Raw genomic sequence first — 21,781 nt, forward strand, 5'->3', positions numbered from 1 at the left:
GCCCTAAGGCGCTTTTTTTCGTTTGTATTATTTAATGAACTGCTCGCGTCGCTGTAGGTTTAATAAGCCCCAAAGAGCAGCTATAAAGGCAACAATCAGCCAGGTTCTCATATGCTTTCTGACCACACTTTCCCAAACTGCTTCACTCATATTCGAAGGCAGCTCAAAGGGATTCAAAAATACATTCCAGGAACTGGATTCAATAATAGCACTTAAAAACCAAACCAAAAGTCCAATAATAACAACTACAACAGCTGTACCATTACCATTTTTCACCACAGTACTAAAAAAGAAGCCTAACATACCGAACAGCCCTACAGGCACCATTAACCTGAGTGTCATCTCCCAAACAGGCACATTAATGAGCAATACACTGCTTAAATTAGCCATAACGAATATAAACCAAAAGACCATAAAAAAAGCCATACACAGCCTGACTAACCATATTTTATAACGGTAATTGGGGATACCAAACAGTATCTCAAGAATACGGGCATCCTCATCGTTTTGAATGCCGTAGGCCGTTGGAAAAAATATCAATAGAAAAGCCGGGAACATTAATTGAAAATACACGCCTTTCACACTTACGGAATCAGAAGCAAACAAACTGATGGATGTGATGAGTAAGTAAAAGATGAGTGCAGCCCCCAAGAAATACACAAACTTGTTCCCAAATACAATTTTCAGGTTATAGCGGATAAACTTTATTAATAAGCGTATCCGCGGTGGGTTGATAAAAATCGTTTTATTCATCATTAGCTCGCTTATTTTTTAATAACCAAATGTAGGCGTCTTCAAGCACTGCCCCTACACTAACAGCATCGTCTGCTGGTTTTGCATCAGACAGGCAACGGACTCTTATTCGATCCCCATCGCGCATGTGATGCACAATTAATTGTTGCTCGTTGATAGCGTCAAAATCCTCAGGTTTAACATCAAACTGCCACACCCGTTGGCTGGCAATCTTAACCATTTCGCCCGGCTCGCCCCAGTATTTCAGCTCCCCTTTGCTCATTACCGCCACCTGGTTGCACGAGCTGGAAATATCCTCAATAATGTGTGTTGAAAAGAGCACAATGCGTTCACGGCTAAGTTCCACCAATAAGTTACGGAAACGAATTCGCTCGCGTGGGTCCAACCCGGCAGTCGGCTCATCTACCACTAATATTTTTGGCAGATGCAGCAGTATCATGGCAATACCAATTCGCTGCTTCATACCGCCCGAAAAGGCACTGATTTTATCATCTTTCCGTTCCCACATATGCACCGACTTCAGCACGTACTCTAAGCGATTGTTGCGTACATCATCGTCTGTAATTCCTCTAACAATGGCCTGATAGTCCAAAAACTCAAAGGCCGTCATATTTTCATAGGTTCCAAACTCCTGCGGTAAATAGCCGATAATTCCCTGCAACTCTTCGCGGTGCTCTGCGGTATCAAAACCATTGATGTACACTTTCCCATAGCTCTGCTCCAAAATACCGCAAATAATACGCATCAGGGTGGTTTTACCAGCTCCATTTGGACCGAGCAAACCAATCATACCTGTTTTAAACTCCAGCGAGATGCCTTTAAGGGCTTTAAAAGGTTCCTTTTCTTTACCAATTACTGGAATCGATCGCACCATGCGGTAGTAGGTACGACGTAAACTTGCAAACCGACCTTTTATTCGCTCAATATTTGTTTGATCGGCTTTGAGTCTTTTGCCGGAAGCTGCTAGTAAGAGTAAAGCATACCACAATACACCCACCACTATGGCCAACGTGAGCGCCTCCCACCTTATAACAATCAGCAACACGCCAATAAGCGGATAAAGCAGCTTCAAGAGTTTATGAAAAAACCGGTTGCGCTTTTCAAACTGCGCTGATGCCGCTCTGCTCCGCCAATAGGGTGCCCAGGCACTGTACAAGGCCATCAAAACAAAATAGTTGATAATAGTAAATAAAGCTCCCCAAACTGCAGAATCGAGGTACCACCAAGTGAAATAAATCGCAAAACCAAGTAAGGGAAGTTGCCACACCATTTGCTTCATGGCAAATGATGTAGAGCTTGTTTTACCAAAGTCAATTACTTTTTGCTTATTGACACGAGCCTTGTATTCACGAATGAACCGATTATCCCGATCATAAACCTTCACCAGATTGCGAATTGAGATGGAAACAGCTTCATCGTGCCTAACCAATTGAGCATTGGCCATGCGCAACGATGATTTGACAAAATAGACAATAGTAGGTACACCACTAATGATCAAGACACCATAAAGCAACTGCCAGGCAAAACTGGCTTCCGAAACGAAATACACGAGCACAAATCCAATTGTCCAGCTTGCATAGATCAGTCCCTTTAACCACCACGACAAGCTTCGCAACCAATTCAGGGCACTGTCCATACCAAAGGCGAAAGTGGGCATAAACACGAGGGTGAGTATAGTACTAAAACTTAAACCTCCCACCACTGTAATTGCAAAGGGGGCGCCCAGTACACCTACATATTCCGATTTACCCATCGCTAAGGGCAGCATGGCAATAATTGTGGTGATGGCGGTAATAAGAATGGGCCTAATGCGCGATATACCTGCCTGCATAAGCGCGCGGGCATGCGTATAGCCTTCCCGCCTTAATTGCCGTGAGTAATCAATGAGTAGAATCCCATTATTAACAACTACTCCAAGTAAAATAAGAAAGCCGATAAACGTATTAGGATTCAAAATAGAATTGCCTGTTAGCACCAGTGCCAGAAGTGAACCAATGGCTGCCAGGGGCACTGAAAACAACATCACTACCGGGGCAGTCAAAGATTCAAAAACAGAGGCCAGAATCATAAAAACCAGCAGCAGACCTATTAATCCCAGAAACTTAAACTCAGCAAACATTTCCTCCTCATGCACCACTTTAAGTGATACTTTTGATGAAACAGGGACCGATGCAACCAGTTCATCAACCTGCAAGCGCGTTGCCTCCAATAAAGTTTTGGAATCGTTCACCTCATTGCTAAACCGATAGACTACTTCTATTTGCTTTTCCTGATTCACCCTTAAAATCTCGGTTCGCCCGGAGGCATAATTAATATCTGAAAAATCGTGCAGTGGAACCACCACCCCATCGCTATTGGTGATGTTTAGCTGCTGCAGGTCACTCATTGTTTTTGGTACAACTTCCTCCTGATACTCACCATCAATGGTCTTCATAATGATGTCGTAACTTTCATTATCTACCTTCAACTCACCTCCTGAGCTCACCTCTGACCGAAAAGTAAATAACTCAGATACAACGTTGGACGGTGAAACATTAAATAAGCCCATCCGGTAAGCATCCATGCCCAAATGAATTTCGGGCCGCTTACTGGCCGTTGATACCCAGGCCGACTGCAAATTTTCAATGTTATTCTCGAGGTTGTATTTAATGTCGTTAGCTACGGCCTGCATCTGATCATAATCCTCCCCCTTAATAACCACTTTTTCCTGCTGCTCTCCCAAGCCCAAAAACATAAGCAGGCCCAAACCCGGATTGGAGCCAAACCCGCCAAAGCCACCCATAGCAAGCGTTGAGCTTTGCGAGAGTGTGATATCTCCGCCTTCTATCTCATTGATGCGGTTTTGAATATCCGCTTTTATCTCAGGAATTGTACGCCTGGCAATACGCTTATAGTCTTTATGCAGAATGATTGAAAGCGTCGCTTCATCTTCATACACCTGACTCACGACATCTTTCTTTTCCTCAAGCGACTCCAGTCGATTTTCAATTTCGCGCACCACCTTATCGGTATTAGATAGCATGGAGCCTGACGGCATGTCCAGGCTAATATTAAATTCCGTGGTTTCAGCCTCTTGTTGCCCAGTAATACTTAGCCCTAAGCTGACTATGAGTACCACAAAAAACACCAGTAAAATACCAACAATGGTTGCAGCTGGCTTTCTTAAAGTCGCCTTCAATAGCAAAATATAGTATTGCACCAGCTTATTGTGCAAATCGAGCTTCTCGAGTGCCTCAATGCGGTAACGAATGATACCTGACAAAAAGAGGTGAGACAGCATGGGAATAAGAATCAGCGCAACCAGCAGGGATACAATGAGTGTTGAAATAATAGATACACTGATGTGCTTGGCCACTTCTCTGAAGAACATTTGTTCAGAAAAAACAAAGGGAAGAAATACCGATATGGTGGTGAGCGTTGCAGCTGTGACAGACCGCCACACCTCTTTCGTCCCCTTTACCACACTCGCCTCCCCCTTATCACGCCCTAAGGACGCAACCCGGTAAATGTTTTCCATCACCACCACACTGTTATCAAGCAACATACCAATGGCTAGTGCCAAACCAACCAAAGTTAGCATGTTAATAGATATGCCTGCGGCAAAAAAGAAATTGAAAGCCCCATAAACCGAAAGTGGCACCGATAGCATAACCATGCCCACCAAGGGAATGTTATTCAGGAAAATCCATAGGATAAAAATGGCAAGAATACCTCCAATAAAAGCCAGCTCGATGATGGAGTCCAGGTTGCTCTCCATGGTCTCGGCTTCATTGAGCACTACCACCAGTTCGATCCCCTGTTCCTTATAATCGGCATTGATTTTTTCTATTGCCCTCAAAGTACTATTCGAGAGCTCAATCATGTTTACCTGTGCATCTTTGGCTAAGGCCAGAGATACCGACTCCATGCCATTTACCCGACTGTAAGAATCCTCCTCCTTTACGCTGAAATTAATTTCTGCCACATCTTTCAACAGAACGGGTCCGTCGGCCTTTACCACAATGTTTTCGATATCGCTAATGTGCTTATAGTCGGCCTCGGCTGTTACGTAAAACTGCATCTGGTCCTTAAGCACTGTTCCGGCATACATCTTTTCGTTTTGCCCTGTAGTAATCAGTTGGCGGATACGCCCAGGTGTCAAACCATAACTGTCAAGCACATCCTGGCGGCAGATAATCTCCACCGACTTTTGTCGTCCGCCGGACACCTGCACGGATGAGATGCCATCAATGCTCTCCAACTTAACTTTAATAGCTTGTTCCACTACATTACGCACCCGGTCCACGCCGCCTTCTCCTCGTACCTCCACGGTCATGAATTGACTGTTCATCTGCTCAACATCGGCCTTAAATACTTGTGCCATCATGTTATCGGGCAGCAGCTTACTTGCTCCTTCCATCTTCTCCACCAGCTTGAGGTAGCTGTACTTAATGTCAGCATCGCGGGTGAGATAAACAAAAATCATGGCTTGCCCCGGGCCAACACGGGACTCAATTTTTTCGATGCCTTCGAGTGTTCCTATAATGCCTTCAACCGGAATCACTCCTTCCTGCTCCATGTATCTGGGGTCCATTTCGGAGCTTGCATTCACTCGCACAAAAAGTAGCGGGTACTCCGTGTTAGGAATCAGTTCGAACGACAGCTGCCGGTATGATATCACCCCTAACATCGTAAGCGCAATAAACAGCATGCTGACCAGTACTTTCCTGTTAATTAATTCTCTCATATCTGCGCTGCTCTAGTTGGTGCGATTAAACCATTTATCAAATACGAAATACACACAGGGAATGACAACCAGCGTAAGCAAAGTGGATGTTACGAGACCACCAATAACGGCAATAGCCATTGGTGCCCTAAGTGCCGCACTGTCGCCAAATCCAATTGTTAATGGCAGTAAGGCCAGTATCGTTGTTAAACTGGTCATTAAAATAGGACGAACGCGTTGCTGTCCGGCGGCCACTACCGCATCTTTAAGTGCATAGCCCGAGCGCTTATACTGATTGATGGCATCAACTAAAATAATGGAGTCGTTGACGGCAATACCAGCCAGCATCACTATCCCAATGTAGGCCATGATGTTGAAGGTGTGACCCAGTATAAAAAAGGCCCACACGGCGCCAACACCAGCCAACGGTACGGTTAGTAATATTGTAAAAGGATGCAGAAGTGACTCAAATTGGGACGCCATCACCATGTACACCAATATAATGGAGAGGATCAGGGCAAACTGCAGGTTTCCAAAGGCATCTTTTCGCTTCTCCTCTTCACCAAGGACTGTAACCGTTGATGACGCTTCTAATGGCAGTTGCTGAATCTCTTTTTCCAGGTCAGCCACAAAGTGATCGAACGGACGCTGGTCACTCACCATGGCACTCAGGCAAATTATCCGTTTTTGATTATTCCGAAGTACTTCACGCGGGGCTCTTCCCACCTCAATTGAAGCCACTTCAGATAGGAGTACCTCTTTATCTCCCTGAGAGATTTTTAAGTGCCCCAACTCTTCCAGTCTGACGTCGGGAGTTTCCAGACTTATTTTCGTTAAATCGCCTTTCACCTCCATGCTGCCCGCTTCTTTTTGTGTCAGATAGTCAGAAAGGCTGCTCATAATGCCCGACACATCAAGATTAAAAATACCCGCACGCATGCGGTCAATCACAACATTCACCTCGGGGGCGCCATCCTCAAAAGAACTTTTGACATTATAAATATCGGGCTGCCGTCGCATAAAATCAGTCAACAGTTGTGCTGCTGCTTCGAGCTGCTCCTTATTGTTATCTTCTACCTCAATCACCAAGGGGGCTTCATTGGTTCCCAACAGGGTTTGAATAGCTGACTGTTCCTGCACAAACCGCATCTCGAGCCCTTGAACACCATCAAACAAACGATTTAAAGCTGTCACCAAATCAGCAAATGAGGCCTGCAATTCATCCTTCAGTACCAACTTGATGTACCCGGTGTTCTCCCCTTGTTCGTTGGTTGATGCAATTTCACTGGCTGTTTCCGGACCCGCATGGGTATAAACCCACAGTAATTGCTCACCAAAAGCATCCAGTACCATCTGCTCCATCTGCCTTAAGGTGGCATCCGTTTTTTCCAGTGATGTTCCAACCGGAAAAACCGTTTCAACCACCACCTCATTGGATTCGGTTTCAGGCATAAATTCACTTCCTACCAATGGCACTATCAGTGCAGTTCCTATTAATAAAGTAAAGGCGGCAGCCAAAACAACAGTTCTGTGTTCCAATGTCTTCTCCAAAAAAGCCTGATAAGCTCTAAAGCCCTTCTTCTCTGCACGAACAGGCCTTTTTCTGTCGGAGTTAGTCTTAAATATGAATACACTCAAAACCGGAATGACCAACAGAGCAACCACCAATGACGATAGCAAGGAGAAGGCAACCGTCCAGGCCTGATCCTTAAAAAGTTCGCCCGATGCGCCGTGCAGGTACACAATGGGAAGAAACACCACAATGGTGGTTAAGGTAGAGGCAGCGAGTGCCCCACCCACTTCCGACGTTCCATCAATGGCCGCCTGCCGAACGGTAAGACCTTCTTCCATTTTCCGCACGATATTTTCAACTACCACAATGGCATTGTCCACCAACATACCGGCACCAAGCGCGAGACCTCCCAGGGTCATGATATTCAGCGTTAGGCCATTAAAATACATCAGGTTAAAAGTGGCAATGATTGAAATAGGGATAGCAATACTAACGATCAGCGTTACACCAAACCGGCGTAGGAAAACAAACAAAATAAACACTGCCAGGATAATACCAATGAGGGCACTCTCCTGCACCTCACCAATGGCACTCTGAATAAATGTGCCCTGATTATTAATCACTTCTAAATGGTAGCCTGGTAATCGTTGATGAATACCAGCAAAAGCCTCTTCAAGCTTCTCCACTGCGTCAACAGTATTGTAGCGCGTTTCTTTGTATATGGAAATACCCAAACATCGCTGGCCATTTAAACGGACGATGCTTTCCGGTTCGCGATTTTGTAATTTAACAAGCGCCACACTCTTTAACAACACAGGCGATGCTTGTCCTGTTGATACCGCTTGCTCCTGAGCATTACCTGCAGCAGTTGGCTGATTTAATTTAACCACCAGGTTCTCCACATCTCCCAAAGCGGTTAATGCACTTAGTCCTTTAATAATGTAACGCTGTCCCATCTCTTCGATGGAACCACCCGACACATTTTGGTTGAAATTATTGATGGTATTGAGTACCGATGACATTGTCAGACCATTGGCTCGCAGCAGTTGTGGGTCGACTATTACCATCACTTCGGCTTCTTCTTCGCCTGAAATACGAATATCCGCTATTCCTTCGATGCGTATTAATTCATTCCGTATATAGTTTTCAGCCACTTTACGCAGGGTATTCATATCCTGGCTATGCTCACCTCTAAATGCCGCTTTTATGACCGGTGAAGCATTTGGGTCGAAACGGGAAATATTGAGTTCCTCCACATCGTCGTCCTGACCAACCTGCGTCAGTGCCTTTTGCAGATCGAGAAAAGCCTCATCAATGTCCTTGCCCCAATCATACTCCACAGTAACCACAGCTGTTCCGACACGACTCACCGATGATACATTAATAACACCATTTTGCCGGATAGCCAATGCTTCCACCTGTTCTACAAAGCGTTTTTCTATCTCTTCCGGCGAACGTTCGCCCGCCACGATTTCGGCATATATTTTTGGGTTTTGTAAATCAGGAAATAAATCAGTGCCCAGCCGACTAAGTGATATAAGGCCCAGCAAAATAATGCCTAAAACAATCATCAGGACGGTTACGGGATAGTTCACTGAAAAACGAGAAATTGATCTCATAGATTTTAGATTTGGGATTTATGAAGCTGTTAATACCGCACACTTCTTGATGAAAGGTATCTATACGCTTATAAGTCCAGTGCGATAACTATTTTACAACTTTCACTTTAGAGCGGTTCTTAAGTGTTTCGAAGCCTTTGATGATTAGCCTCTCATTCTCCTTCAGCCCCTCAAGTACCTCTACCTCGGTAAGTGCTTCTATCCCGGTTCGTATGTAGCGTTTTTCGGCCGCCGAGTTAGTGGCAATGAACACCATTTTCCGATTTCCTTCGGTTAGTATCACATCTTTGGGCACTACCAGAGCACTATCGCGCTGATCCACCACAATTTCGGCTTTTACAAACATGCCGGGCTTTAGTAATTCGCTTTGGTTATCAACACTTATACGTCCTTTAAATGTGCGGGCCTCCATATCGATGGCCGGTGATAACTCGGTAATGCGCCCTTTGAGGGTATCATCGGGCAAGGCATAATTCATGATATTCGCCACCTGGTTAATTTGCACCTGTCCCATCAGGTTCTCAGGCATACTTAAATCCATTAACATCGACGAGTAATTCATCATACTCAAAACTGCTTGTCCGCTTTCAAGCCTAATGCCTGGCGAATAATATGGCAAATCGGTAATGACTCCACTAAAGGGTGCCCTGATGGATAATTTGGCCATATTTATCACCGCATTTTCGTAGGTCTGTTTGGCAGTGAGCAAGGTTTTTTCAGCGTTAACCAATTCACGCTTGGTCACTCCCCCTTTTTCGTACAAAGCCAGTTGTTTCTGGTACTCCATTTGCGAAATATCCATATCCAGTTCTGCCCCTTCCAGATTGGTATTGTTGCTGTACTCTTTGTCTTCCAGGCGAATAATAACCTGACCTTTATTAACCCAGTCGCCCATTTTAAAGGGCTTACCCGTTTTTGGGTTAGCTTGCAGATAGTAGTTGGCCGCCAGTTCGTTTTTAAGCTCAATCTCCAACTCGGGCCGAATAGAACCCGTTGTGATTAGGGTTTGTTGAATTGGCTTTTTCTGCACTTCCTGAACCGACACATTCACGGCTACATCCGTTGTGAAATTGGTTGACTCATTTTTGCAAGCTGTAATAAGTAACAACGGCAGGGCTGCCAGAATAAGCCTTTTTCCAAAAGCTAATACATTTTGATGGTTGGTCGCTATCATGATATTTTCTTTATTTCTGAGGTTAGTATTTGGCTTATTGAATCATTTCGTATTTCATAACATCATCAATGATGCTGCGTTTCATTTCAAAGTCATATAAGCTTTGCAGTTTCATATTGAGCAACTCCAGCTTATAATCAATCAGTGCATTTATCAGTGCATTTTTCTTTTGAGTCAGCTGATTTTGAAACAGATTCAGATCCATACTGGTTAAATCGCCATTGCGGTATTTTTCCAGATTAATTTCATACGTGAGCTGCGCATTCTCCTCATTTTTACGTGCAATATCGATTTGAATAAGTGCATTTCGTATGCTCCGTTCGATTTTACGTATGTTAAGGCGGATTGATTTCTGCTCATCGTGCAAGTTATATTCGCTCTGCTCTAAGGCGGCGTTGGCAGCTCGCATACGCGCTTTCTTCTCGCCCCAATCAAACAGCGGTATCTCAAGACTAAAATTGATATCCTGGTTATCTTCCGGCTTATTAAAAACCTCACTGGCCTTTTCATTAATTCCATTTATACCAACTGACACATTAAGGTTACCCTTAAATTCGTTGGTTGCATTGGTTTTTATCAACTCAAACTTGCCGGTTTCGATATTAATTTGACGCTGACGAATTTCCATACGATTGGCCAAAGCAAAATTGGTTGCCATATCTAAATCTACATCAACGGGCAAGACTGAGACTTCGGCTATGACCATGATTTCTTCAGAAAGAGGCAGGCCTAGTACCTGCTTGAAGTTATCCTTCGTATTTTCAAGATCCACCTCAATGTTTTGTACGGTTGACTGGCTGGACATCATGTCCAACTCAGCTTGCAGCATCTCTTCTTTGGCGGTCAGGCCGGCTTCAACCTTATTACTGATGATCTCGTAACTCCTTTTGCGATTGGCATACTCTTCGCGGGAGGTCATGAGCTCCATCTGCTTTTGGTATATCTGATAAAAGAACTGCGTAATCTGCTGTTCGACATTGAGGGCCTCGAGCGCATAATTTAATTTGGCATTTTCATGATTAAACTCCAGCTCCTTCAATGCCATTTTTGTTCGGTTGTATGTAAAAAGTGGCTGATCAAGTGTTAGATATAAATCGTTTCTATAACCTTTAAATGATTCACCAAAAAGTCCGCCGCTATTACTCTGCCAGGCAAAGTCGTTCTTTAGCGACAGCAATCCATCTGTCCAGATAATGGGCTGACTAATGCCGAATGACCCGCCAATTTGGGTGCTTTCTGAATTATACCATTTCTGCTGTTCATCACTATAGTTTCGATTGTTTCTATAGGAAAAAGGGTTAAGATTCAGCCGAAAATTGGAGCGTAATGAGGCCCTTTGGGCATTTAACAGTTCTCGCGTTTCTATCAGGCTTAATCGCATTCTCACAATCTGCGGGCTGTTTTTAAGGGCTTCATCAACCGACTGCTGTAAGGTCATTAAGCGCTGTGCCTTACCTTGGCAAATGCATATAAATGCCAGACCCAACGCTACAAGTAGGATTTTTTTCATCTGATTATGTTTGTTTTCATTAGTCATTACACGAGCCATCAGGCAGGATGGAACAAGCGGGTATCCTTGCTGCATAGTTGCATCAATATCACAATGTTCCTGTGTACTAAAGGAGTTACTAAATTTTAGTGATTGGTGGATCGAAAACATCTGTTATCGGTTTATTTTTTTTCCCATTTTACGGCATCTGCAATCACAAACTCGCTATCGGTTTCATCAGTCAGCTGCACTTTTGCGCTCCCCTTCGAGAAATAGTATTCGCCGAGGTAGAGCCAGCCGTCATTATCCTGGCTCACAGTCACCTTCACATCATCTTCGCCATCATCATGATGGACCGTAAACTGATAGTTGGCTTCCCGATTATGATCTCTTCGTCGACCAAAGCGCATTCCAACATTGGGGACAAAAGCATATACAGCGTAAGAGCCCGGCTCTGCCAGATGAACTTTCCATGCCACATAACCTTCTCCGCTTCCTTTTCGCTTATAAACAGCCGATTTTACGTATTCGCCAAAAAACTTATCGCCGGCTACGGGCTCCCACTTTACCGGAGGATTCCAAAAACGCACCATGCCATACGTGCTGCTTTCCTGTTCTTCATTTTGCCGGCTCGCCCACCAATCCTTTAATGTGCGACTTTCACCTGTGTTGACCATCGAAAACCCCTCGTCCTCATTGTCAACTATTATTTCTCGCTGATTGGTATAACTCAGTGTTCGGGCCGATTCTCTAATACCCTCAAAAAAATCCATTTTGTAATTCGTTTGGCCTGTTTCATTAATGGTAAGTGTTTGGTTAGATGGAATATTAGCTGCCAGAAAAGTATTAACAACAACTTCGCGCGGCTCGGCATCTAACAAAAAGCCAAGTTCATACGTCTGTCCTGCTTTAATCACAAAGCTCTGCTCATTATCTTGCGCGGCATCTGTTTGAGCACGCCCCCGAAAACGCCCGCGTCCTCCCCGTTGCATACCTTCCCGAATTGTGAAAGCAACAATGCCATCTGCATTGCCTTTATTCGCAATACTTGTTTTCAAGAAATAACGCATCCAATTCCCATCCTTCACCTCTGCCACATCCACAGTGCTGAACAAAAAAGCCGGACTATAGCTCTCATTGAGCCAGTTGTGATAAACGGTTTTAAAATCGGTACTTGTGATGGCATTGATAGCTCTAGTGAAATTTGTCAACTCTTCATTAACAAAGCGTTTTTTCATCAGCAAATCATCCAGTTGCCTATCAAAATTGCTTTGTGTCATGTTCACTTTAAGATTGGAGAACAGTTGACTGCCTTTCGAGGCAAACACATTTCCCAGTGTATTAACATCCTCCTTATCAATTAGAGTTTGTAAACTGTTATCACGCAATTTTAAAATCACTTCATCATTGCTCGACAAGCCACCTAAGTCGCGTCGTTGCACTTCGCCCAAACGTTGATGCAGGTAATTTTCCAAGGCAATTGTCAGCAAAGAATAACCCGTTTCTATTATCCGGTTGGTATAGGTAAAGTACAAAGGAAACACCTGATAGCGTCCCCAGTTCTCCACATGGCGTTCTCCCTCCTCCCTTCTTCCGAAAAAGAATCGGGATGGGGCAATGAAGTTATCTCCCAGATAGTTCTTCAGCACTTCAACCTGCAACTCTTTCTCTGAGCGTTCTTCATTGGAGCGTTCCGTTCTGCGGTTAACACGATGGCGATTATTAGCTAAATCATTTTGCCAGGTTCCTCCTCCATTTTCGGGAAAAAGAACCATTTCCGGCATGCAGTTTTCTGTTGCCAGGTTCCAGTTACGCAGATAGGAATACATATTAATTGGGACTTCTACCACTGAGAAGCGCTTATAAGGATACCTCAAACCAAGTTTGCGTTCAAAATCTCCTTTTATGGTTTTGATAACCTGTGGCAGAGTATCCCCAATCTCAGTAAAATGCTCCTTATAAAAATCATGTGCGCGATGGTGAAAGAGATTGAATTCTACGCTATCGATTACAATACTGTGCTTTTCAAAATCACCAACAATTACACTGTAGGCATTTTGTGGCTGTTCTGGTGTAAACTGGTAGTTCCCTGCAGACAGGCTATCACACTGGCCTTGTGAAATCACTTTTAAATGGCCTTGTGTACTCACTTTAAGAAGCATTGATGTAAATGGATACTGTGTCCAATACTGTTTGGTGGCCACAACCGGGTACCAATTTGACTCGCGTGTTAAGAGCAAGTAATCAGGTTGGATAAAACTGTATTGCTTGCCGGCCAGCAGCGGATCTGTTCGATTCTCTCCAAGCCTGGTTTCGGCATTAATATCGGCATACATGGCGGCATCCAAAACAACACCTTCATAAGCCAGTTCAATCGTTCCTTTTTGCTTGAAATCATCTGGCAACTCAACACGCAGCAGGTGGTTATCCTGCTCAAAATGCAATGATTCCTGCCCCATCCTGCAATCTCTTACCTGTAATCCTGGGTTCAAGGCCAAAACCAAATCCATTGGCTTATCAGCATGCTTAGTAATTACTAGTTGCACATTGCAAGCAATGGTACTGCCCTGATGCTTCAATTCCAGCTCATAGCTGTCAATTTGATAACTCGATGGTTTAAGCTGAGAATTCAGTTCCTGAATACGCGTTAACAGCCTGCTTGATTCCCATGAAGAATTAAGCACCTGCCAGGTGCTACCGACTGCCACCAGCAATAAAAGAGCCATACCCAAAAGTAAAAACACACGGTTAAATCGCTGTTGCTCCAAACGTGGTAATCGCCATATGGTGGCCAAAATTAGCATTAGTCCCAGTGCAAAGTAGATAAGTCGGTGCCCGATTAATAGCGTTAGGTTCTGAAAACCTGTAAAATCGGAACGCATAAAAGGCGTATAAAACCCCAATACATCAAACAAACCAGAATATTTATTGCCCAAATAAAACAGGGATAGAGCTATAAAACCCAACAATAGCACAAAAGTAACTGCCTGATTACGAATCAGTGTCATTGTGAAAAACGATAGCCCCAAGATAAAGATCAATGTGGGCAAGGACATTAATAAGGGATAAAACAGATAAGAGGTCCAGGGGATGGCCACCTCATTGGCAACGGTCGAAAAAAGAAAGGCACTTAACATGACCAAGGCATTCAGTAGCAGAAATACTTTCAGTACCCCCAAGGTTTTTCCGATGACATAGTCGGAGTTAGACATGCTTCGAACGTAAAAAGCCTCTGTTGTATCCAGCTTCTTATCGCGACCTAAAAAGTCAGCTGATAAAAAAACTGCGATGACCGACTGAGCAATATTTAACAACCACATATTAAAATAGGGCGCTCCTGATGGCAGCAAACGGCCAGGCCATCCGCCATCGGCGATGCCAGTCAGACCAAACAGGTTAAACATTAGTATAAATCCTAATATGAGGAATGCAAATATTCTGAAAAACCAGCTCCGAAAAAGTGTTTTCGATTCAAAGCGGGCCACAGTGTTAATATTAAAAAGCGACATCATTGGTAGCGAAATTTTTCATTAGCAACATATTCCATAAAATAGACATAAGCATGCTCCAGGTTGGGTTCGACCAATGATGTGTCCCAGTTCTTCACTTCATCGGCAACAAATTCAATTTCATACCCTGCGGCTCCAGGAACGGATGTGATAACCGGGTATTGCTCACTAATGAGTTTCATTTGTTCGAACGACACACTGGTTTTGAAGACATGCCCAGCGGACTGCTTAACAAAGGCTTCTGGTGAGCCCTGAAAATGGACTTCGCCGTGGTTAAGGAGAGCCATCTGCCTGCAAGTAGATGAGATATCACCAACAATATGTGTTGAGAGAATAATAATGATCTCTTTTTGGCTTAAATTGGAAAGTATATTTCTGAAACGAATCCGCTCTTCCGGGTCCAAGCCCGTTGTGGGCTCATCAACAATAATGATTTTAGGATCGCCTATCAAAGCCTGAGCAATACCGAGGCGACGCTTCATTCCTCCTGAGAGTTTATTGGCATAGCGGTTACGCACATCAAATAAACCCACCTGCTCTAATAAATCATCAACAGCTGCCAGTCGGTCCTTTTTATTTCTTAGCCCTGCCAAGGAGGCCGCATAATCCAGAAATTCCCAGGTTCGGAGCTTAGAAAAGAAACGAAAATCCTGTGGCAAATAACCAAGAAGTGAGCGAACTTCAGCCCTGTTTTTGGAGAGCTTCATGTCGTTAACATACACTTCGCCATGAGTAGGCTTAAGCAGAGTCACCAAAATACGCATTAAAGTTGACTTGCCTGCGCCATTGGGCCCCAACAAGCCAAACATGCCTGCTTCAATGTTGAGGTTGACTTTGTGTAGCGCCCTAAAGTCATTATTATATACCTGACTCAGGTCTTTAATATGAATATTCAAAATAGATATGTTTAGGTTACTTCATGTCCATCTAATACTATACCACTTCATCCATTAACTTATACCCTAACAAGTTATACATTTCGGTGCAATGGATAAACTGTTCGTTTACGATACAAAACGTTCGATTTCGTACAATAAAACTTTAAAATATTTGCCAAAATACCTTTCCCACCTACTCCACGCTGATTTTTGCGTCCGAAATCGACCACCTACTGAAAAGATACTTGCGCTAGATAATAAGACGCCAATTTTCTGAAAAACTTGCGAAAAAAATATTCATTCCCTGTAAGCTGAATCAATGCAACTTAGGCACACCTAAAGGGATTCACACGTTTTTCCAGCCGTAAAAAGATACTTTTTTATTTGATTAAAACCGGGGAATAACTATCTTTGCAACGCTTTTGAGAAAAAGCACTAAGGATGGTCCCGTAGCTCAGTTGGATAGAGCAACAGCCTTCTAAGCTGTGGGTCACAGGTTCGAACCCTGTCGGGATCACTTTTAACAATATCAAAACAATACAAAAGCCTGCAAATCATTTGATTTGTAGGCTTTTGTTGTTTTTGCCTATTTGGGAATAAATCGGACCACGTACAATTTCTGGGTCTAGGCATAAATCAATTATCACTACACCACCCAAAAGGACAGCCTCAACAAGTATACACTGGCCCATTACAAGACCAGTGCCAAATATCTGAGAATGTTTTTACACGAAAAGAAGAAAGTAGATGATATTTACCTCAAATAAATTGATAATCAATTTATTTGAGATTTTGAGGCCTTTCTAAAGGGGCATCAGCCGCTCAGTCCCGGAGTAAAAAAGCTTTCACACAACTCCATTATGAAACACCTTGCCCGTTTACGGACATATATTAATCTGGCCATTAAGCTGGGGTGGATAAAGCACTATCCATTCAAAGCCTATCCCCTGTCCTATAAGTACGTACATATTTGTCAAAGTTTGAATTGGATACCAGCTCGCCATCGCTTCACCATCTGTGCTTGCTGCAGGCAAAGGTTTTTCTATGTTCTATGAAGAAAATCACCTATACAGATATTAGAGCGTATCATTACCTTCCCTTTTAAGCCAAATAGTCGATAAAATAGCACCAGTTAACTCTACGGGTCAACACTTCGAATCGTTAGTAGTAATCCACTGGTGATTAATTAGTAAGGATTAATATATCGTTCAATATTATAAAAAGTCAGCCGCTCTAATCTTTAACCTGGCATTTCATCTTCTTTCTATGTGAATTTTATTTGTGTGCATAGCAAATAAAACTTAAACACTATGAACAAGATACGAGAAGTTGTTATTGTTTCTGCCGCTCGCACAGCTATAGGCAGCTTCGGAGGCACAATAGCTGGCTTAACCGCTGTAGAACTGGGAGTAACAGCCGCAAAGGAGGCCATTAAACGCGCCAATATATCACCTGATATAATTGACGAAGTATTGGTAGGAAACATTCTTTCAGCCGGTGCCGGACAAAATATGGCTCGTCAAATTGCCTTGCATGCCGGCTGCCCTGACACGGTGCCAGCTCTGTGCATTAATAAGCTCTGTGCATCAGGATTACGTGCAGTGATCATGGCGGCCCAGTTTATAGCTTTAGGCGATGCTGATGTGATATTGGCAGGTGGAGCTGAAAGCATGTCAAATGCACCATACTTATTGCCAAAAGCGCGCTTCGGATACCGAATGGGCGAAGGTACCATGTTAGATTCCATGATTAACGACGGCTTGATGGATGCATTCAACAACTACCACATGGGAATTACAGCCGAGAACATTGCTAAGCTCTGGAACATCACACGCGAAGAGCAGGATGCTTTTGCAGCGAGTAGCCAAAATAAAGCTGAAGTAGCAATAAAGGAAGGACGATTTAAAGAAGAAATTGCACCAATAGTAATACCTCAGCGGAAAGGGGAACCAATAATTTTTGATTCTGATGAATACCCCAAAGCAGGTGTGAGTGCCGAAAAGTTAGCAAAATTACGCCCGGCCTTCAAAAAAGATGGAACCGTTACAGCCGCCAATGCATCGGGCATTAATGATGGAGCAGCCATGTTAATAGTAATGGCTAAAGAAAAAGCACAGGAACTTGAATTGAAGCCTTTAGCTGAGATTGTAAGCTATGGCAATAGCGGACTTGACCCGGCAATTATGGGTTACGGACCGGTAAAATCTTCTCAAGTGGCCCTTGAAAAGGCAGGGTGGACAATGGAAGATATTGATCTGGTGGAAGCGAATGAAGCTTTTGCAGCACAAGCAATCGCTGTGCAACGCGACCTGAATATACCACACGAAAAAATTAATGTGAATGGTGGAGCCATTGCCATGGGACACCCCATTGGCGCCTCTGGAGCCAGAATACTGACTACTCTGCTTTATGAAATGAAGAGACGCAAAGCTAAAAAGGGACTGGCTACCTTATGCGTGGGCGGTGGAATGGGTAGTTCTTTACTTATTGAACGATTAGATAACTAATAAAACAGATAAAATGGAAAGATTTACAAACCGTGTAGTAATTATTACCGGAGGGGCCGATGGCCTCGGAAAAGCCGGAGCTTTGAAAATGGCGGATGAAGGAGCTTCAGTAGTCATTTGGGATTTAAACGAAGAAAAAGGCAGAGAAACACTGGCGGAATTGAAAGGAATTGGCAGTGATGCGATGTTTCGCAAAGTTAACACGGCTAATTATGATGAAGTGGTGGCAGCAAGCCGTGAGGTGATAGAAAAATATGGAAAAGTCGACGTGCTGATTAATAACGCTGGGATTACCCGCGATGCGACCTTGAAGAAAATGACACCCGACCAATGGCAACAAGTAATAGATGTAAACTTGTCTGGGGTTTTTAATTGCTCACAAGTAATTTCTCAGCACATGGTAGCCGAGGGCTATGGACGCATCATTAACACATCTTCAGTAGTTGGGCTATACGGAAACTTTGGCCAGACAAACTATGCAGCCACCAAATCAGGAGTAATTGGTATGACCAAAACAATGGGTAAAGAGTTGGCTCGAAAAGGTGTGACAGTTAATGCGGTAGCACCAGGCTTTATTGCAACGGAAATGGTGAAGAAAATGCCTCAAAATGTGATTGACATGATGGAAGCCAAAATTCCAGTTGGGAAACTTGGGAAACCCGACCATATTGCATCAGCTTATGCTTATCTTGCCAGTGAAGAAGCAGAGTACATCAACGGGACCGTACTAAGTGTGGATGGTGGAATTGTAATTTAAAAAGTATGGCTTCAAGCGAACAGATATTGGGTACTTGGATACTGATTTTTATATACATAGCTTTTATACTGTATTTTGTAATCAAAGGTGCCCTGAAAACCAAATCCATGAAAGATTACGCGGTCGGAAGTGTTAACTTCTCACCCGCTTTCGTCGGCCTTTCCCTGGCCGTGTCAATGACAAGTGCAGCCACTTTTGTAATTAATCCGGGATTAATTGCCATGTATGGCTGGAGTGGAGTCTTGTCGTTTGGCTTATTCTTTCCTCTGGCAACATTGGTGTCCTTGGTAGTTCTTACTAAAAGCTTTCGCAAATACGGCCAATCAGTCAAAGCCATATCCTTGGCCCAGTGGATTGGAACAAGATACAATAGCAAGGTTTATCTTCTTTTTATGGGCCTACTATCAATCTTGCTCATCACCTTCATTGTTTTAATATTGGTAGCGATTACTAAAGTTCTATCCAAGGGGATTGCTGCAGATGAGATCTGGGTGTTGGCAGCTGTAGTGGTATTTGTATTTGGCTATATGATGTTTGGAGGGGCCAATTCTTTGGTTTACACAAACTCTATTCAGGCCATAGTAATGCTTTTAGTGGCTGTTATCTTATTAGGATCTGGTTATGAACACCTTAAGGATGGTGTAGACGAATTCTGGAAGAGCCTGGCTTCTATTAACCCTCTACTGACTAAGAATGTGAATGCAGAAAGTCCGCTTTTCAGAGACTTTTTCGAAATAGCCTTTACCCAAACCGTTGTGGGCATAGCAGTTGTGATTCAACCACACATCATTACAAAATCTTTATTTCTGAAAAAAGAAAATGATGTGAATCGCTTTTTACTAACTGCCATCCTTGCCGAAATACTATTCTTCTCAGTAGTCATTGTGGGCTTATATGCACGACTAACTTTTCCCGAATTACAGGTCGATGGCGTCGCTCTTAATACCGACGATATTATACCTAGTTATGTAATTCAGATATTTAATCAAGGATGGTTTTCGGTGATTGTTGGCCTGGTTGTCATACTTGGTCTTTTAAGTGCCGGCTTTTCAACGCTTGAAGGATTAATCCAATCCTTATCAACTTCATGGACGACTGATATTATCAAACCGATTTTTGGTCGCTTCATTCCCAATGAACAAAGCTATTTCCGCATTAATAAAGGGATGGTAGTACTACTGGCATTCGTCTCCTTTTTAATGGCATGGAATCAGTTGATAAATCCCAAACTAAGCGTGGCCATTCTCGCACAGAATGGGGTTTACGCCTATTTTTCAGTAGCCTTTGTGCCAGTTATTATGGGTATTTTTACAAATGTGAATAACTGGAAGTTACCATTTTCAGCATCGATGGTAGCCTTAATAACTCACTTTGGGATATACTACATCTTACCTTGGCTCATTAAAACTTCTGGTTTATATTTGGGTTGGGCTACACCCTATCTGCAAGGTGAAGTACGAAATCCAGCTATTGCTTCTTCGATGGCAATTAGCCTGTCATCTCTGGTAGGCTTGGTGCTGTATTTAAGAGAAGCGAGGAAAATAAAAAAATATCAGCTAAGCAATGAATTCAGTTAATCAGCTCTATACAAACAAGCTGCTCCCTCTTGAGAAGATAGCAGATCTGCTTAAAAGTGACACCGATGTGATTGTCGCCCAGTGCGCTTCTGAGCCACAGGGATGCATGTCGCAGTTTCACAAGGCGAAAGACCGAGTCAAAGACGTAAAGGTATTCTCGGTATTAACATTAAAACCTTATGACTTCTATATGAAGCCGGAAATGAAAGGACATTTTGAATTGTGCTCCTGGTTTCATGCCGATGGAAGTCGTCAGGCCATTAAGAACAAGACAGGTACAGTGACTTACGTTCCCAATATGCTGCACACAGCCGGACTGGACCGTATTGCCGTTCGACGGCCACATATCTTCTTTGGAACCTGCACCCCACCTGACGACAAGGGGTATGTATCATTGTCTTTGGGTGTAACTTACGAAAAAGATATTCTCGAACAGGCAGAAGTGATCGTGCTAGAGGTAAACAAATATTTGCCCCGCACCATGGGAGATACTCACGTCCATATTAAGGAGGTGGATTATTTTGTGGAACATCACCAAAAGCCACCAACTTTACCTTCAACAGAGCCGGATGAAGTGGCGATGCAGATTGGTAATCACATTGCAGGCTTGGTGGAGGATGGCTCAACAATTCAGCTTGGCATTGGGGAAATACCAAATGCGGCAGCCCTGTCGTTAAGGGATAAAAAGAACTTGGGTGTGCACACCGAAATGATGGTGGACTCCATGTTAGAACTATATGAATTGGGGGTCATCACCAATAAGGAAAAGTCTCTGCACAAAGGCAAGTTCATCTGCACCTTTGCTATGGGATCGGAGAAAATGTACAAGTGGTTAAACAACAACATGGCAGTGGAGTTTTTGCGTGGTTCTTACGTGAATGATCCCTGTGTGGTGAGACAAAATGCACGCATGGTATCGATTAATACCTGCCTGATGGTGGACTTTCAGGGACAGGTGGCCAGCGAAGCCATAGGCATTAATCAATATTCTGGAACAGGTGGACAAACGGATACGGCAGTTGGAGCAAGAGAAGGACTCGATGGATTGGGTAAATCAATTATCGCCTGTCGGTCAACAGCCAAACAAGGAACAGTATCAACGATTACTCCGATTTTACCTGCTGGGACCGCTGTGACCTTGCACAGAAGCCATACTGATTATGTGGTAACCGAATATGGGGCTGTGCGTCTGAAAGGCAGAACCATTAAAGAACGGACGCAGGCACTGATTAGCATTGCACATCCAAAGTTTAGAGAACAATTAAGCCAACAGGCCCGTGAAATAGGATACATCGACTAA

11 protein-coding genes, 1 tRNA gene and 1 pseudogene are annotated in these 21,781 nt (G+C 43.5%); 6 read left to right on the plus strand and 7 right to left on the minus strand.

The window, feature by feature from the left end; translation table 11 throughout:
- Positions 1-27: 27 nt before the first annotated feature.
- The 7 genes from ACSX1H_RS12940 to ACSX1H_RS12970 all read right to left on the minus strand — a co-directional run bounded on the left by ACSX1H_RS12940 (position 28) and on the right by ACSX1H_RS12970 (position 15,658).
- The gene (locus ACSX1H_RS12940) at positions 28-756 is read right to left on the minus strand and encodes a hypothetical protein (RefSeq protein WP_439184504.1); all 729 of its coding nucleotides are present in this window, start codon (positions 754-756) and stop codon (positions 28-30) included.
- Positions 746-5,479 (minus strand): efflux RND transporter permease subunit, encoded by a 4,734-nt coding sequence (locus ACSX1H_RS12945; protein ID WP_439184506.1) that lies wholly within the window; start codon positions 5,477-5,479, stop codon positions 746-748. Before ACSX1H_RS12945 ends, ACSX1H_RS12940 begins: the two co-directional genes overlap by 11 nt.
- A 12-nt stretch (positions 5,480-5,491) precedes the next feature.
- Positions 5,492-8,590: an efflux RND transporter permease subunit gene (locus ACSX1H_RS12950; RefSeq protein WP_439184508.1), complete on the minus strand. Its 3,099-nt coding sequence runs from the start codon at positions 8,588-8,590 to the stop codon at positions 5,492-5,494.
- An 88-nt stretch (positions 8,591-8,678) separates the two neighbouring features.
- A complete protein-coding gene (locus ACSX1H_RS12955; RefSeq protein WP_439184509.1) occupies positions 8,679-9,764 on the minus strand; it encodes an efflux RND transporter periplasmic adaptor subunit in 1,086 nt (361 codons plus the stop codon).
- A gap of 34 nt (positions 9,765-9,798) precedes the next feature.
- The gene (locus ACSX1H_RS12960) at positions 9,799-11,274 is read right to left on the minus strand and encodes a TolC family protein (RefSeq protein ID WP_439184511.1); all 1,476 of its coding nucleotides are present in this window, start codon (positions 11,272-11,274) and stop codon (positions 9,799-9,801) included.
- A 161-nt stretch (positions 11,275-11,435) separates the two neighbouring features.
- Positions 11,436-14,765 carry a golvesin C-terminal-like domain-containing protein gene (locus ACSX1H_RS12965; protein ID WP_439184513.1) on the minus strand — a complete coding sequence of 1,110 codons (3,330 nt, stop codon included), beginning with the start codon at positions 14,763-14,765 and terminating at the stop codon, positions 11,436-11,438.
- On the minus strand, positions 14,762-15,658 hold the full coding sequence (locus ACSX1H_RS12970; RefSeq protein ID WP_439184515.1) for an ABC transporter ATP-binding protein: 897 nt from the start codon (positions 15,656-15,658) through the stop codon (positions 14,762-14,764). The genes ACSX1H_RS12965 and ACSX1H_RS12970 overlap by 4 nt, the downstream gene beginning before the upstream one ends.
- 425 nt (positions 15,659-16,083) lie before the next feature.
- Between ACSX1H_RS12970 and ACSX1H_RS12975 the strand changes: the two genes are divergently transcribed.
- From ACSX1H_RS12975 to ACSX1H_RS13000, 6 genes and pseudogenes are all read left to right on the plus strand, one after another.
- Positions 16,084-16,157: transfer RNA gene (locus ACSX1H_RS12975), tRNA-Arg, on the plus strand.
- 283 nt (positions 16,158-16,440) lie between these two features.
- Positions 16,441-16,695, plus strand: a pseudogene (locus tag ACSX1H_RS12980) (phage integrase SAM-like domain-containing protein); the annotation flags it as partial.
- Positions 16,696-16,950: 255 nt separating this feature from the next.
- Positions 16,951-18,147: an acetyl-CoA C-acetyltransferase gene (locus tag ACSX1H_RS12985; protein ID WP_439184516.1), complete on the plus strand. Its 1,197-nt coding sequence runs from the start codon at positions 16,951-16,953 to the stop codon at positions 18,145-18,147.
- A gap of 13 nt (positions 18,148-18,160) precedes the next feature.
- Entirely contained in the window at positions 18,161-18,904 is a 744-nt protein-coding gene (gene fabG / locus ACSX1H_RS12990; RefSeq protein ID WP_439184517.1) for a 3-oxoacyl-ACP reductase FabG, read from the plus strand.
- Positions 18,905-19,011: 107 nt separating this feature from the next.
- Positions 19,012-20,481 (plus strand): sodium:solute symporter family transporter, encoded by a 1,470-nt coding sequence (locus ACSX1H_RS12995; protein WP_439184518.1) that lies wholly within the window; start codon positions 19,012-19,014, stop codon positions 20,479-20,481.
- Positions 20,468-21,781: an acetyl-CoA hydrolase/transferase family protein gene (locus tag ACSX1H_RS13000; protein WP_439184520.1), complete on the plus strand. Its 1,314-nt coding sequence runs from the start codon at positions 20,468-20,470 to the stop codon at positions 21,779-21,781. The genes ACSX1H_RS12995 and ACSX1H_RS13000 overlap by 14 nt, the downstream gene beginning before the upstream one ends.

The organism is Carboxylicivirga taeanensis (assembly GCF_051851475.1).
Classification (GTDB): Bacteria; Bacteroidota; Bacteroidia; order Bacteroidales; family Marinilabiliaceae; genus Carboxylicivirga; species Carboxylicivirga taeanensis.

What these genes read in the sequence shown, in the direction of transcription:
- ACSX1H_RS12940 (WP_439184504.1), bottom strand. Translation starts at nt 756, where the DNA reads ATGATGAATAAAACGATTTTTATCAACCCACCGCGGATACGCTTATTA.
- ACSX1H_RS12945 (WP_439184506.1), bottom strand. Translation starts at nt 5,479, where the DNA reads ATGAGAGAATTAATTAACAGGAAAGTACTGGTCAGCATGCTGTTTATT.
- ACSX1H_RS12950 (WP_439184508.1), bottom strand. Translation starts at nt 8,590, where the DNA reads ATGAGATCAATTTCTCGTTTTTCAGTGAACTATCCCGTAACCGTCCTG.
- ACSX1H_RS12955 (WP_439184509.1), bottom strand. Translation starts at nt 9,764, where the DNA reads ATGATAGCGACCAACCATCAAAATGTATTAGCTTTTGGAAAAAGGCTT.
- ACSX1H_RS12960 (WP_439184511.1), bottom strand. Translation starts at nt 11,274, where the DNA reads ATGAAAAAAATCCTACTTGTAGCGTTGGGTCTGGCATTTATATGCATT.
- ACSX1H_RS12965 (WP_439184513.1), bottom strand. Translation starts at nt 14,765, where the DNA reads ATGATGTCGCTTTTTAATATTAACACTGTGGCCCGCTTTGAATCGAAA.
- ACSX1H_RS12985 (WP_439184516.1), top strand. Translation starts at nt 16,951, where the DNA reads ATGAACAAGATACGAGAAGTTGTTATTGTTTCTGCCGCTCGCACAGCT.
- fabG (WP_439184517.1), top strand. Translation starts at nt 18,161, where the DNA reads ATGGAAAGATTTACAAACCGTGTAGTAATTATTACCGGAGGGGCCGAT.
- ACSX1H_RS12995 (WP_439184518.1), top strand. Translation starts at nt 19,012, where the DNA reads ATGAAAGATTACGCGGTCGGAAGTGTTAACTTCTCACCCGCTTTCGTC.
- ACSX1H_RS13000 (WP_439184520.1), top strand. Translation starts at nt 20,468, where the DNA reads ATGAATTCAGTTAATCAGCTCTATACAAACAAGCTGCTCCCTCTTGAG.